This window comes from Streptomyces tropicalis, from assembly GCF_029269835.1.
Lineage (GTDB): Bacteria > Actinomycetota > Actinomycetes > Streptomycetales > Streptomycetaceae > Streptomyces > Streptomyces tropicalis.
The window spans coordinates 1-13,212 of sequence record NZ_JARJBB010000011.1 but is presented as its reverse complement, the minus strand read 5'-3'; the positions used below and the strand labels follow the sequence as shown (position 1 = coordinate 13,212).

General features: G+C 74.5%; 12 protein-coding genes. 6 read left to right on the top strand and 6 right to left on the bottom strand.

Annotated elements, in window-relative coordinates; genetic code table 11:
- Nucleotides 1-23 precede the first annotated feature (23 nt).
- Nucleotides 24-908: a succinate--CoA ligase subunit alpha gene (sucD, locus tag P3H78_RS21035; RefSeq protein WP_276110636.1), complete on the top strand. Its 885-nt coding sequence runs from the start codon at nt 24-26 to the stop codon at nt 906-908.
- A gap of 111 nt (nt 909-1,019) precedes the next feature.
- On the opposite strand, the gene P3H78_RS21030 is transcribed toward sucD, so the two are convergent.
- Nucleotides 1,020-1,895 (bottom strand): RNA polymerase sigma factor, encoded by an 876-nt coding sequence (locus P3H78_RS21030; RefSeq protein ID WP_276110634.1) that lies wholly within the window; start codon nt 1,893-1,895, stop codon nt 1,020-1,022.
- A 101-nt stretch (nt 1,896-1,996) separates the two neighbouring features.
- Here P3H78_RS21030 and P3H78_RS21025 point away from each other — a divergent pair, with 101 nt between their 5' ends.
- Nucleotides 1,997-4,147, top strand: coding sequence for a cell division protein PerM (locus P3H78_RS21025; protein ID WP_276110632.1), 2,151 nt, complete (start codon nt 1,997-1,999; stop codon nt 4,145-4,147).
- Nucleotides 4,148-4,186: 39 nt separating this feature from the next.
- Here P3H78_RS21025 and P3H78_RS21020 read toward each other — a convergent pair whose 3' ends face one another.
- Nucleotides 4,187-4,981, bottom strand: coding sequence for a hypothetical protein (locus P3H78_RS21020; RefSeq protein ID WP_276110631.1), 795 nt, complete (start codon nt 4,979-4,981; stop codon nt 4,187-4,189).
- A gap of 306 nt (nt 4,982-5,287) precedes the next feature.
- On the opposite strand from P3H78_RS21020, the gene purN reads away from it, so the two are divergent.
- Together purN and purH are read left to right on the top strand one after the other, a co-directional pair.
- The gene (gene purN, locus P3H78_RS21015) at nt 5,288-5,917 is read left to right on the top strand and encodes a phosphoribosylglycinamide formyltransferase (RefSeq protein ID WP_276110630.1); all 630 of its coding nucleotides are present in this window, start codon (nt 5,288-5,290) and stop codon (nt 5,915-5,917) included.
- Nucleotides 5,914-7,479: a bifunctional phosphoribosylaminoimidazolecarboxamide formyltransferase/IMP cyclohydrolase gene (gene purH, locus P3H78_RS21010; RefSeq protein ID WP_276110628.1), complete on the top strand. Its 1,566-nt coding sequence runs from the start codon at nt 5,914-5,916 to the stop codon at nt 7,477-7,479. The genes purN and purH overlap by 4 nt, the downstream gene beginning before the upstream one ends.
- 67 nt (nt 7,480-7,546) lie before the next feature.
- Here the strand turns inward: purH and P3H78_RS21005 are convergent, their stop codons facing one another.
- From P3H78_RS21005 to P3H78_RS20990, 4 genes are all read right to left on the bottom strand, one after another.
- Nucleotides 7,547-8,047 carry a hypothetical protein gene (locus P3H78_RS21005; protein WP_276110627.1) on the bottom strand — a complete coding sequence of 167 codons (501 nt, stop codon included), beginning with the start codon at nt 8,045-8,047 and terminating at the stop codon, nt 7,547-7,549.
- A 114-nt stretch (nt 8,048-8,161) separates the two neighbouring features.
- Complete coding sequence (locus P3H78_RS21000; protein ID WP_276110626.1) at nt 8,162-9,751, bottom strand: serine/threonine protein kinase; 1,590 nt, start codon at nt 9,749-9,751, stop codon at nt 8,162-8,164.
- Complete coding sequence (locus P3H78_RS20995; RefSeq protein WP_276110625.1) at nt 9,748-10,494, bottom strand: FHA domain-containing protein; 747 nt, start codon at nt 10,492-10,494, stop codon at nt 9,748-9,750. The genes P3H78_RS21000 and P3H78_RS20995 overlap by 4 nt, the downstream gene beginning before the upstream one ends.
- 129 nt (nt 10,495-10,623) lie before the next feature.
- Entirely contained in the window at nt 10,624-11,331 is a 708-nt protein-coding gene (locus tag P3H78_RS20990; protein ID WP_276110624.1) for an RDD family protein, read from the bottom strand.
- Between the two features lie 266 nt (nt 11,332-11,597).
- On the opposite strand from P3H78_RS20990, the gene P3H78_RS20985 reads away from it, so the two are divergent.
- Together P3H78_RS20985 and P3H78_RS20980 are read left to right on the top strand one after the other, a co-directional pair.
- Nucleotides 11,598-12,452, top strand: coding sequence for a bifunctional methylenetetrahydrofolate dehydrogenase/methenyltetrahydrofolate cyclohydrolase (locus P3H78_RS20985; protein WP_276110623.1), 855 nt, complete (start codon nt 11,598-11,600; stop codon nt 12,450-12,452).
- A 196-nt stretch (nt 12,453-12,648) separates the two neighbouring features.
- Nucleotides 12,649-13,089: a DUF3017 domain-containing protein gene (locus tag P3H78_RS20980; RefSeq protein ID WP_438828009.1), complete on the top strand. Its 441-nt coding sequence runs from the start codon at nt 12,649-12,651 to the stop codon at nt 13,087-13,089.
- Nucleotides 13,090-13,212 lie beyond the last annotated feature (123 nt).

Below are 13,212 nucleotides of genomic sequence, written 5' to 3'. Positions count from 1 at the left end.
CAGGACGAGGACACCAACACACCATGGCTATCTGGCTCAACAAGGACAGCAAGGTCATCGTCCAGGGCATGACCGGCGCCACCGGCATGAAGCACACCAAGCTCATGCTGGGTGACGGCACCCAGGTCGTGGGCGGCGTGAACCCGCGCAAGGCGGGTCAGTCCGTGGACTTCGACGGCACCGAGGTACCCGTCTTCGGGACCGTCAAGGAGGCCATCGAGAAGACCGGCGCCAACGTCTCCGTCATCTTCGTGCCGGAGAAGTTCACCAAGGACGCGGTCGACGAGGCCATCGACGCCGAGATCCCGCTGGCCGTCGTGATCACCGAGGGCATCGCCGTGCACGACTCGGCGTCGTTCTGGGCGTACGCCGGCAAGAAGGGCAACAAGACCCGCATCATCGGCCCGAACTGCCCCGGCATCATCACCCCGGGCCAGTCGAACGTCGGCATCATCCCGGGCGACATCACGAAGCCGGGCCGCATCGGCCTGGTCTCGAAGTCCGGCACGCTGACGTACCAGATGATGTACGAGCTGCGCGACATCGGCTTCTCGACCTCCGTCGGCATCGGTGGCGACCCGATCATCGGCACCACGCACATCGACGCCCTGGCCGCCTTCCAGGACGACCCCGACACCGACCTGATCGTCATGATCGGTGAGATCGGCGGCGACGCCGAGGAGCGGGCCGCGGCCTTCATCAAGGAGAACGTGACCAAGCCGGTCGTCGGCTACGTCGCGGGCTTCACCGCGCCCGAGGGCAAGACCATGGGCCACGCCGGCGCCATCGTCTCCGGCTCCTCCGGCACGGCCCAGGCCAAGAAGGAGGCCCTGGAGGCCGCGGGCGTCAAGGTCGGCAAGACCCCGACCGAGACGGCCAAGCTCGCCCGCGAGATCCTCGCCGGCTGAGCGGTACCGACCGAGGCCGGTGGGCCCGCCCCCTTGGGGGGCGGGCCCACCGCCTTTTCCGCGTGCACCTGTCGTGCACCTGTCGCGTGCGCACGCGTCGCGCGGGTGCAGTCACCGCGCCAGGGGCAGCAGCCGCTCCGGACCGCTCTGCGCCTGCGCGCGCAGCCTCGTGCGCAGGGCCAGCTCCTTGGGCGACAGCGGCCCGAGCGCGCCCTGCGGCGGCAGGCCCGCCACCATGTGCCCCGGTGAGACCGGCGCCTCGTAGTGCGTCGGCGCGATCCGCAGGGTCAGCGCGGTCGCGCCGACGACGGTGACCGTGAAGGCGATCGCGGAGCGCGTCCAGAAGCGGGTCCGCGCCTCGCCGGCCGTCCGCACCGTGGCGGGGAGCGGTGCCCGGGAGCGGTCCGCGGACCCCAGCCGGACCAGGCGCCGGTGCAGTTCCGCGGTGTCCGCCAGTTCGGGCAGCCGGGCCGCGACGATCTCACGGGCGTGCATGAGGCGGTTCGCCGTCGCCGGTGTGCTCGCCTCCGTCTCCGCGGCCGTCTCCGGCAGGTCCAGGCCCACACCGTCGTAGAGCACCAGCGTCCGGCGGTACGGGGGTGGAAGCTTCATCAGGGCCGACTGCAGCGCGCGGTCGGCGGGGTCGGGAGGAGGGTCGGGGACCCGGTTGCGGGGGAGGAACCGGTGCCAGGGGGAGAGGGCGCACTCGTAGGTCACCGCCCGCACCCAGCCCGCCGGATCCCGGTCGCGGGCCACCTCCGGCCAGCGCTGCCAGGCCAGCTGGAACGCCTGCTCCACCGCCTCCCGCGCGCGCTCGTGGCGTCCGGTGAGCAGGTAGGACTGCCGGACGAGGGCGGGGGCGCAGAAGGCGTAGAGCGCGTCGAAGGCCTGAGCGGGGGTCAGGGGGGCGGGCTCGGTGGCCTTCGGCAGACGTCCCGTCAGCTTGCGTCGACGCGATGCATCCTGACGGTGCGTCCGCTTCATCATGCGTCCCTTCGCGTGAATAGGTACATAAACGTATATTGAGCGACACTACGGAGGTTCGCCTGTTGCGCCGGTAAGGGGCGTGTCGTTGGGAGCATGGCGGCGTGACTCAGACGCCCCCTCGACGTCCGCCGCTGCCGCCCCTGCGCACCCGGGTGCGGGACCGTTCGCCCGGCCTGGGCGCCGCGCTCGCCGGCGGGGCGATCGCGGCCGGGCTCGGGCTGGGTGCGTTCGCCGTGCTCGTCATCGGACTGTGGATCAGTTCGCCCTACCCGGACAGCGGTCCGGGCGGCGCGCTGCACGTCGCCGCGTCGCTCTGGCTGCTCGCCCACGGCGCCGACCTGGTGCGCACCGACACCCTCACCGGGGTGCCCGCGCCCGTCGGGGTGATCCCGCTGCTCCTGCCGGCGCTGCCGGCCGCACTGCTGCACCGGGCGGCGCGCGACGCGACCGACGGGGGCGACGGCGGGCCGCTCGTCCGTGCGCGCACCGCGTGGGCGGGCGTCCTCGCCGGCTACCTCACCGTCGGCGCCGCGGCCGCGGCGTACGCGGAGAGCGGCCCGCTGCGCCCGTCCTGGGTGACGACCGTCCTCTGCCCGCCCCTGGTCGCCGCGGCGGCGGCCGGCAGCGGGGTGTGGACGGCGTACGGCTGTCCGCGCGCCCCGCTGGACCGGGCGCTGCGCCGGCTCCCGCCCGGTGCGCGGCGGCTGCTGCTGGGGACCGGTCCGCGTGCCCGCCTCGGTGCCGCCGCGCGGGCGGCGGGAGCGGGGGGCGTGGTGTTCCTCGGCGGCGGGGCCGTGGTCCTCGGGGCGTCGCTCGTCCTGCACGGCACGGCCACCCAGGCCGCGTTCGTGCGGCTGACCGAGGGGTGGTCGGGGCGGTTCGCGGTGCTGCTGCTGTGCCTGGCGCTGCTGCCCAACGCGCTGCTGTGGGCCGTCGCCTACTCCCTCGGGCCCGGGTTCGTGCTCGGCACCGGCCATGTGGTGAACCCACTCGTTTCCGCGCCGGCTCCGCAACTGCCGCCGTTCCCGCTGCTCGCCGCCGTGCCGGGGGCGGGGCCCGGGACGCCGTCGAACTGGGCGTGCGCCGCCGTGCCGGTCGCGGCCGGGCTGACGATGGGCTGGTTCGTCGCCGGGGCCGCGGTGCGCGAGAGGCGCGCCGACGGCGCCAAGGGGACGGTGCTGCGGCCGGGCGTGGCCTGGTCGTGCCGGCGCACCGTGGGCGCCGCCGCACTGGCGTGTGCGCTGTGCGCGGCCGCGCTGGCCCTGCTCGCGGCGCCGGCGGGCGGCCCGCTGGGCGCGGGCGCGCTCGCCCGGTTCGGGCCCGTGGCGTGGCAGGTGGGACCGGCCGCGCTGTTGTGGACGGCTGCGGTGGCGGTGCCGACGGCGCTGGCGCTGCGGGCGTGGCGCTGCCGGGGCGGCCGGGCACTGGTGGAGCCGGCCGCCGGGCCGCGCCCGACGCCCTGGGCACCGGGCCCGCGGCCCGCGGCGGCCGCGACCGCAGCGACGGTCGCGGCCGCGCGGCGGATCGCGCGGCCCCGGGAGGGCGACGCGGAGGCCGTGCGCCCGGGCGGCGGCGGGCTCCGGGAGAGGCTGCGGCTGCCGTGGCGGCGGGACCGGTCCGCCGGGGCGGAGTCGGCGGTCCCGGCGGCGGGCGTCGCCCGGCCCGCCTCGGAGCCGGAGCGCTACGACCCCACGCTGGAGCCGTACGACGTGCTCCCCGTGGAGACCCCGGGCAGCGGCCCGTCCCCCTGGTTCGAAGGTGCCTCCCGGGAGGCGCGCTGGGCGGCCCTGAAGCAGGCGGCGGCGGACGCCGGGGCCGCCGCGGCCCCCGCCGGAGGGCCGGACTCCCCGCCTCCGGCGAGTACGCCTCCCACCGGACCGGGCTCCCCGTCCTCGGCGGGTACGCCTCCCACCGGACGGGACTCCTCGTCCCCGGGAGGTGCGACTCCCACGGGGCCGGGCCCTGCGTTCCCGGCGGGCAAGGATCCCGCCGGATGGGGCTCCTGGCCCGCCGCGGGCGCGACCCCCGCCGGGCCGGACACCCGGTCCCCGGCGGGCACCACCCCGGCCGGGCCGGACTCCCCGTCCTCCGGGGACACTCCGCAGCACCCGGAGCGGGACGGGACCCGGCGGCCCTCTCGGTCACCGGAACCCGCGAACCCGCCGAAGCCCGCCGAGCCCGCTGAATCCCCGAAACCCCCGGCCACCCCGGACAACCGGGACCCCGAGACGCCCGGCGAACCCCCGGAGTAGGCGAGGGGACGGAGCGGCGGCGGCCCGGGGGACGCGTCGTCAGCCCTTGACGCCCAGGACGCCGCGGAGTTCCTTCGGCAGGTGCTGGTCGCAGGACTGGCGGGCCTCGTTGGTCAGGGCGTCGTTGGTGCAGGTGTAGTAGTCGCTGTAGACCATCTGCGCGGTGAAGTTCGCGGCGACGAGGACGATGGCGAGGACGGCGGTGACCAGGCCGCTGATCGCCGCCGTGGTCTGCGGGCGGCCCTCGGGGGCGGGCCCGGGGGAGCCGCCGGCGCGCGGCTTGGCGCGCAGGGCGCTGCCGCCCCAGTAGACGGCCAGCGCGCCCAGCAGCAGGGCCACGTACGCCCAGCCGAAGAGGGCGAAGAAGAACGCCCACATGCCGCACAGCAGCGCGTAGCGGGCACGGCGCTGGGCCGGGTCGGTGGGGTCCCAGCGCAGGCCGGGGCCGGGGCCGCCGCCCGGCTGCTGGGGGCCGCCGGGCCGCTGGGGCCGCTCGCCGAAGCCGCCGGGGGACCGGCCGGGCTGCCGGTCGCTCCACTGGCGGCCCCAGGGGGAGTGCCCGTCGCCCTCGGAGCCGCCCGGCTCGCCGTCGCCGTCGCTGCCGTCGCCGTCCGCGGGGGTGCGGGGGCGCCACGGGCTGTCCGGGGTGCCCTCGGGGGGCGGGGCGAAGGGGTTGTCCTCGGCGCCCCGGCCGCCGCCCCGTCCGTCGCTCTTCCGCCCGCCCGACGGCGCGTCCGGCGGGGAGGAGGGGCGCTCCCGCAGCAGCACGGCGCCGCGCTCGCCTCCCTGCGCGGGGTGCGGGGCGAGCGTGAGGAGTCGCAGGCGGTCCGGCATCAAGTGAGTGTCTTCCCCTTGGTGAGTCGCGACTGGGTCGGGAGCCCCCGCGGACGGGAGACCGGGGACGCCCGAACGCTCTGGGTCCGGGGCCCGTCCCCCCATGAACGCACGGTGTGCGCAGTGCGTTCCCGTACCAGCTCTCCCCAGACGCTACCTGCCGGCCACGCCCCCGTCCCACGGGGGCCGTCCGGAGTGCCGGTATCGTTGCCCGCGGTCGGCCGCTTCGTAGGCTTCCCCGTATCCGGGGGCGCGAAGCATTCGTACGACCGTACAAACAGCTTCCCTGTGAGAAAGGGCCCCACCGTGGCCGCCAAGCCCGTGGCCAAGCGCCTCGTCGTGCTGGTCTCCGGATCCGGCACCAACCTGCAGGCGCTCCTCGACGCGATCGGCGAGGCCGGAGCCGAGGCCTACGGCGCCCGGATCGTCGCCGTCGGAGCCGATCGCGACGGCATCGAGGGACTCGCGCGCGCCGAGCGCGCCGGGCTGCCCACCTTCGTGCGGAAGGTGAAGGACTACGCGACCCGGCAGGAGTGGGACGTCGCCCTCGCCGAGGCCGTGGCGGCCCACGAGCCCGACCTGGTGGTGTCCGCCGGGTTCATGAAGATCCTGGGGAAGGAGTTCCTCGCCCGCTTCGGCGGACGGACCGTGAACACCCACCCCGCCCTGCTGCCCAGTTTTCCCGGGACCCACGGCGTGCGGGACGCGCTCGCGTACGGCGCCAGGGTCACCGGCTGCACCGTCCACTTCGTCGACGACGGCGTCGACACCGGGCCGATCATCGCGCAGGGCGTGGTGGAGATCCGGGACGAGGACGACGAGAGCGCGCTGCACGAGCGCATCAAGGAAGTCGAGCGAAGGCTGCTCGTCGAGGTCGTGGGGCGCCTCGCCCGCAACGGCTACCGCATTGAGGGACGAAAGGTAGTTATCCAGTGACCGCCGAGAGCAACCAGCGGCCCATCCGGCGCGCGCTCGTCAGCGTCTACGACAAGACCGGTCTCGAGGAGCTCGCGCGCGGGCTGCACGCGGCCGGGGTCGAACTCGTCTCCACCGGCTCCACCGCAGGGAAGATCGCCGGGGCCGGCGTGCCCGTCACCCCGGTCGAGGAGCTCACGGGCTTCCCGGAGTGCCTGGACGGCCGGGTGAAGACCCTGCACCCCAAGGTCCACGCCGGCATCCTCGCCGACCTGCGCCTGGAGGACCATCGGCGGCAGCTGGACGAGCTGGGCGTCGCACCCTTCGACCTCGTCGTGGTGAACCTGTACCCGTTCCGCGAGACCGTCGCCTCCGGCGCCTCGCCCGACGAGTGCGTCGAGCAGATCGACATCGGCGGCCCGTCGATGGTCCGCGCCGCGGCCAAGAACCACCCCTCCGTCGCCGTGGTCACCAGCCCGGCCCGCTACGCCGACGTGCTGCACGCCGCACAGACGGGCGGCTTCGACCTCGCCACCCGCAAGCGGCTGGCCGCCGAGGCCTTCCAGCACACCGCGGCCTACGACGTCGCCGTGGCGTCCTGGTTCGCCTCGTCCTACGCCCCCGTGGACGACTCGGAGTTCCCCGACTTCCTCGGCGCCACCTGGGAGCGCGCGCACACCCTGCGCTACGGCGAGAACCCGCACCAGCCCGCCGCGCTCTACACCGACGGCAGCGGCGCCGGCCTCGCGGTCGCCGAGCAGCTGCACGGCAAGGAGATGTCGTACAACAACTACACGGACACGGACGCCGCCCGCCGTGCCGCCTACGACCACGACGAGCCGTGCGTCGCGATCATCAAGCACGCGAACCCGTGCGGCATCGCGGTCGGCGCGGACGTCGCCGAGGCGCACCGCAAGGCGCACGCCTGCGACCCGCTGTCCGCGTTCGGTGGTGTCATCGCCGTGAACCGCCCGGTCAGCAAGGAGATGGCCGAGCAGGTCGCGGAGATCTTCACCGAGGTCGTCGTGGCGCCCGGCTACGAGGACGGCGCCCTGGAGGCGCTCACCCGGAAGAAGAACATCCGGGTGCTGCGCTGCCCCGAGGGCCCGGCCGCGCCCGTCGAGGTCAAGCCCGTCGACGGCGGTGCGCTGCTCCAGGCCGCCGACCGGCTGCAGGCCGAGGGCGACGACCCGGCCCACTGGACCCTCGCCTCCGGTGAGGCGCTGTCCGAGGCGGAGCTGGCGGAGCTCGCCTTCGCCTGGAAGGCGTGCCGGGCGGTGAAGTCCAACGCGATCCTGCTCGCCAAGGACGGCGCGTCCGTCGGCGTCGGCATGGGCCAGGTCAACCGGGTCGACTCCTGCAAGCTGGCCGTCGAGCGGGCCGGCGAGGAGCGGGCCCGGGGCGCGTTCGCCGCGTCCGACGCGTTCTTCCCGTTCCCCGACGGGCCGGAGATCCTCGTCGCCGCCGGGGTCCGCGCGATCGTCCAGCCCGGCGGCTCGGTCCGGGACGAACTGGTCGTGGAGGCCGCGCAGAAGGCGGGCGTCACGATGTACTTCACCGGCACCCGCCACTTCTTCCACTGAGCGGTCCGCGGACGAGCGGTCTCCGGCCCCTCCCCCGGGAGGGGCCGGAGACCGCGGTCGTGCCGGATCAGCAGGGACGCAGCGAGTAGATCGGGTCCCAGGTGGCACGGCCGGCCTGGTAGGCCGTGGACGTCCAGCGCTGGCTGCCGTCCTTGTTGTAGAAGCGGGCGACGGTGCCGGGCGTCTGGTTGTTGACGAAGTCGCCGTCGCCGTACCAGTTGGAGACGGTCCACAGCTGGCACTTGTAGTAGTTGAAGACGGTGCCCCGGACATCGATGCACAGATAGCCGTAACGGCAGTTCAGGGCCGCCGCCTTCGCCTTGCCTGCCTGGTCCTTCGGGTACACCGTGACGTCGAGGCCGTCGAAGTGGACCTTGTTGGCGGAGATCTGCCGTCCGCCGGTGTGTCCGGCGAGGACGGCGTCGACGCGCTGCTGCACGTTCGCGGCGCCGGCGGTCGTGGTCTGCGTCCGGGCGGCGTTGTCCGCGGCCTGGGCCGAGGCGGCCGAGAGCGTGGGTCCGGCGATCAGCGCGGTGGCCGCGACGAGCAATGCGGCGGACTTCTTCATATTCACTGACTTTCCCCCAAGTACGGTGATGCGCGGATCTGTTGCCACCGCCGAAGCGGTGCGGTCCCACCGTGGCAGGGCCGTGCGGGCGGGGGTACCTCGCAACTCCCAGGGTCACCTCCTCCTCGGGGGCGTGTACTCCTGGAGGTAGTGGGCGACGTGTCCGGCGTAGCCGCGGTACTTCGGGGGGACCCCGTGGGCGTCGTTCACCTTCGCGTACGACGTGCGGTAGGCGGCCGCGATCAGGACCCGGAGGTCGCCGGGCAGCCCCGGGTCCAGGCGCGGCTCGATCCAGCACAGGTAGCGGCCCATGGCCGGGATCGACTCGGCGGGTGGGAACGGGGGTTCGGGGACGCTCTGCGCGGGGGTGCCGTCGGGGTGCATCCACCAGCGCAGCACGCTCGGCGTCCAGCGGGCGATGCCGTACTCGTCCTTGGCGGGGTCGGTGAGGTCCGGGTCGAAGTCGCTCTCCACCTTCAGCATCGCCGCGATCAGCGGCGGGGTCACCCCGGGCCGGCCGCAGTCGTGCGCCGTGCGGACGATCAGCAGCCGGTAGGCGGGCGGCACACCCCGGTCGGTGCGCAGGTCGGCGGCCCCGTACACGGCGGCGCCGATCCCGTCGGGCTCCGCGGCCGAGGTGCTCCCGGCGCCCGCGCCGGGCCAGACCCGCACGCCGACGCCGTGGCCGAGCGCCGCCAGTGCCGCCGTGGCGGCCGCCGCGCCGAGCGCGATCCCGGCCCGGCGCCCCCGCGGGCGCCCGCGGGGGAGCACGGCCCCGCGCAGCCGGGACAGCAGCGTGCCGCCCGGGGACCGTCCGGCGCCCGCCGCGGCCTGCGACCGGCGCAGCAGCGCCTCGGTGCCGATCCGTCCGGCGTGCGTGCGGGTGAGGCAGGCTTGCACGATCTCCCGCCAGGCGTCCGTGAGTTCGGGGGAGAGACGCAGCTCGTCCGCGCCGCGGGCGTAGGCGGCGGCCGCGTCGCGGCGGGCCGTCGGGGTGCCCCCGGGCAGCGGGAAGGAGCCGGTGAGCACGAGGTGGGCGAGCACGCCGAAGGCCCACACGTCGGCGGACGGCCGGATCCGGCGCCCGCGTTCGCCGATCTCCGACCAGAGCAGCTCGGGCGGGGTGTAGTCGAGGGTGGAGAAGGCCGGCGTGTAGGCGTGGGTGCCCTCCAGTTCGGCCGCCATGTTGAAGTCGGCGAGCCGTGCCGAACCGTCCGCCATCAGCAGCACGTTGGCCGGCTTCAGGTCGCCGTGCACCCAGGCCGCCCGGTGCAGCTGTGCGAGGCCCTCGCAGACCTGCGCGAGCAGGACCGGCCCGTCGGCCGGGCGCGGACGGACCTCCAGCAGGCCGGCCAGCGAGTCCCGCGCCCGCTCCAGCACGAGCACGGTGGCCCCGTCCAGGCCGGGCCGGACCGGGTCGTCGACGGTGAGCGTCTCGTACATCCGGATCAGCCGCGGCCGCCGCAGCCTGCGGTGCAGTGCGATCTCACGGTCGGCCAGCTCGCGCAGGTGGGCCAGATGGCGCGGGGTGCCCGTGCCGGTCGGCAGGAACTTCAGCGCCGCCGAGGCGGGCAGTGCCGGGTCCCCGCCGGTGCGCCGGGCCTCGTAGACGCTGCCGAAGGCGCCGGTGGCGATGGGCCGGCGCACCTCCCAGACGCCGACCCGGTAGCCGCGGGGCACCGGGACGGCCCAGGGCCCGGTCACCGGGGTGCCCGGCCCTGCGGCGCGGCCAGGACGGCCAGGTCGTCCTCCCGTACCAGGTCGAAGCGGAGCGCCAGCGAGACCAGCGACTCCTTCTTGCCGTGCAGACGCGGTCCGCTCTCCGCGTTCTCCGGGCCGGGCTTCAGGCGCAGCTTCACGGCCAGGTAGTCGATGTTCCACTGCACCGACGTGCGGGACGCGGCCGGCCAGGCGGGGCGCAGCCGTTCGACGACCTGGTCGACGGTCGGGGGCGGGGCGTGCGGGTCGCCCCGCAGCCGGGGCTCGCACAGGGCGGCGAGCACCGCGAAGTAGCGCTTGCTGCGGTCCACGGAGAAGGCGGGCGCGGTGGGCTCGCCGTCCGCTCCGCCCGCGCCGTGCAGGTAGTCGTGGCGGGGCGCCCAGACGTCGATCGTCAGCAGGTCGCCCGCGGCGGGCAGCACGATCCGGGAGAACTCGAAGGGGACCGGCGCGTCCAGCCGCCCCGGGGCGACCTTGATGTGCTCGCCCGCGCCCTCCGGGTTCTCCACGACGTAGGTGTGGCGGGCGGAGAGGTTGCTGAGTATCCAGAAGGCGCCCTGGGCGGTGATCTCACCGGCCCGGCGGGACACGCCGTCGTGGGTGATCACCAGGTCGTTGTCGGGGGCGGAGCGCCCGAAGGCGAGCCGCTCCCCGGGCGCGAGCCGCAGCCGGCCGTCGCGCCGCTCGTCCCCCGGGGTCGGCGGAGGTACCACGATGATGCTGTACAAGGTGCGTCTCCCCGTGCCTGACGGCTACCGGATCCAGCCTAGGGCGACGCACCAGGGCCGTGTCCCCCCTTGTACGGGGTGAGACACGGCCCTTGGGATGAATGGCGTGAAGTGGTCAGTACCGGGCGGTCAGTTCTGGACGACCATGGTGCCCGCGGCCTTGTCGTGCCAGCCCTGCTGACGGCCGGACTTGTCCCAGAACGGGGAGAGGTAGACCAGGAGCTGGCCGATGCCGCAGGCGACCGAGCCGACCATCGGGATGATCCAGCGGATGAACGACTTGCCCAGGCCCGGCTTCCCGCCCGTCTCGGCGTTCACCACGTGCAGGCCGACGGCCATCTTGCCCAGGGTGCGGCCCACCAGACCGACCATCAGCCACTCGTAGAGCAGGCCGATGACGGCGAGCACGCCGATCACCGCGTATATCTTGCCCACGAGGCCCGAGCTGGCGTTGCTGATGCAGGTGCTGTAGTCGGCCGCGTTCGGGTCGCAGTTCCGGGCCGTGTCGGCGGCGCCGGCGAAACCCGCGACGGCGAGGACGGCGTAGACGACGCCGAACACCACACCGTCGATCATCCGGGCACCGAAGCGGCGGCCCATCGACGCGACCCGGGGGGCGGGGCCGCCCGGGTAGCCGGGCTGACCCGGGTAGTTCGGCTGCTGCTGGGGGTATCCGTAGCCCTGCGGCGGGACACCCTGCGGCGGGACGCCGCCCTGGGGCGGGACGCCCGGTGCCTGCGGCTGGCCGTAGCCGGGCTGGCCCTGCTGGGGATATCCGTAACCCTGCTGGGGGTTCTGCGGCTGTCCGTAGGGGTTGTCGGGCGGGCCGAAACTCATGACCGGTTTCCTCCGTTGCGCATGCGGGGACGAAGCGGACAGCGCGGAGGAACGTCACCTTTTGAGCGGTTGCCCCCCGAACAAGAACCGCAGCATTGCGCCGCTCATCGTTCTAGGAGGGGCGATATTTTGTCCAGTCGCCGGAATAAGGTGTTGTGCAGTCGCAATCTGCACGATCTTCCCATCGCGTCCCGCCCGCCCCGGGGCGGGCGGGATGTCACAGGGCCGATTGGAACCCGCCCGGGGTCATCCGGGAGGATGGGGGTATGACCGCCCAGATTCTCGATGGCAAGGCCACCGCAGCCGCGATCAAGTCCGATCTGACCGCCCGCGTGGCGGCGCTGAAGGAGAAGGGCGTCACGCCCGGCCTCGGCACGATCCTCGTCGGGGACGACCCCGGCAGCCACAAGTACGTCGCCGGCAAGCACCGCGACTGCGCCCAGGTCGGCATCGCCTCCATCCAGCGCGAGCTGCCCGCCACCGCCACCCAGGAGGAGATCGAGGCGGTCGTCCGCGAGCTGAACGAGGACCCGGCCTGCACCGGCTACATCGTCCAGCTGCCGCTGCCCAAGGGCATCGACGAGAACCGCGTCCTGGAGCTGATGGACCCCCACAAGGACGCGGACGGCCTGCACCCCATGAACCTCGGCCGCCTCGTGCTCAACGAGCCGGCCCCGCTGCCCTGCACCCCCAACGGCGTGATCACCCTGCTGCGCCGCCACGGCGTGGAGATCAAGGGCGCCGAGGTCGTGGTCGTGGGCCGCGGCGTCACCATCGGCCGCCCGATGCCGCTGCTGCTGACCCGGCGCAGCGAGAACGCCACCGTCACCCAGTGCCACACCGGCACCCGTGACCTGTCCGCCCACCTGAAGCGGGCCGACATCATCGTCGCCGCCGCCGGTGTGCCGCACCTGATCCGGGCCGAGGACGTCAAGCCGGGCGCGGCCGTCCTCGACGTCGGCGTCTCCCGCAACGCCGAGGGCAGGATCGTCGGCGACGTCCACCCGGACGTGGCCGAGGTGGCCGCCTGGATCTCCCCGAACCCGGGCGGCGTGGGCCCGATGACGCGCGCCCAGCTGCTGGTCAACGTGGTCGAGGCGGCGGAGCGCAGTGTCGGCTGAGGCGGAGCGCGGCAGGCGGGGCGCCGGGTCCGCGGAGCCCGGGTCGCCGGAGCGCGGACCTGCGGAGTCCGGGTCGCCGGAGCGTGAGCCGTCGGGGCAGCACGGCTCCTCGGGGTCCGGGGCGTCGGAGAGCCGGTCCCCGGAGTCCGGGTCGCCGGAGCACGAGGCGGCGGAGAGCGGGTCCCCGGAGTCCGGGATCGAGGTGCGTGACGCCGTCTCGGCGCCGGACGCGGACGGCAGGCCGCGGCGGATCACCCGCCGCTTCCCGCTGTTCACCAGGGACACCGCGCGCCCCGAGGGCGGCGGCCGGGCCGCGCCCGGCGACGCTCCGGCCCCGGCACGCCAGTGGCCCCTGCTGGCCGTGCTGTCCGCGGTCGGGCTCGGCCTGCTGCTGACCGCGTTCGACGCCTTCCGGATCGGGCTGCTGCTGATCGGCGTCGCGCTGCTCGGAGCCGCCGGCATGCGCTGGCTCCTGCCCCGCGTCGGCATGCTCGCCGTCCGCTCCCGCTTCACGGACATCGTGACCTACGCCGTGCTGGGCGGTGTGATCGTCCTGCTGGCGCTGATGGCCCAGCCGAGGCCGTGGCTGGAGATCCCGTTCCTCGACGACGCCCTGCACTTCACGGTCCGCAGCTAGTGCTGTGACCGGAAAGGTTCACCGGCTCGCGACGCCCGGCACGGCACCTCGCTGCGTTGTCGCATCACCCGAGTACATCCAGTACGCGGGCGACGCTCCGCCTTGCGATGCTCCCCCACAGCC

Coding starts and splice junctions, on each gene's coding strand:
- sucD (WP_276110636.1), top strand. CDS start 24: ATGGCTATCTGGCTCAACAAGGACAGCAAGGTCATCGTCCAGGGCATG.
- P3H78_RS21030 (WP_276110634.1), bottom strand. CDS start 1,895: ATGATGAAGCGGACGCACCGTCAGGATGCATCGCGTCGACGCAAGCTG.
- P3H78_RS21020 (WP_276110631.1), bottom strand. CDS start 4,981: ATGCCGGACCGCCTGCGACTCCTCACGCTCGCCCCGCACCCCGCGCAG.
- P3H78_RS21005 (WP_276110627.1), bottom strand. CDS start 8,047: ATGAAGAAGTCCGCCGCATTGCTCGTCGCGGCCACCGCGCTGATCGCC.
- P3H78_RS20990 (WP_276110624.1), bottom strand. CDS start 11,331: ATGAGTTTCGGCCCGCCCGACAACCCCTACGGACAGCCGCAGAACCCC.
- P3H78_RS20985 (WP_276110623.1), top strand. CDS start 11,598: ATGACCGCCCAGATTCTCGATGGCAAGGCCACCGCAGCCGCGATCAAG.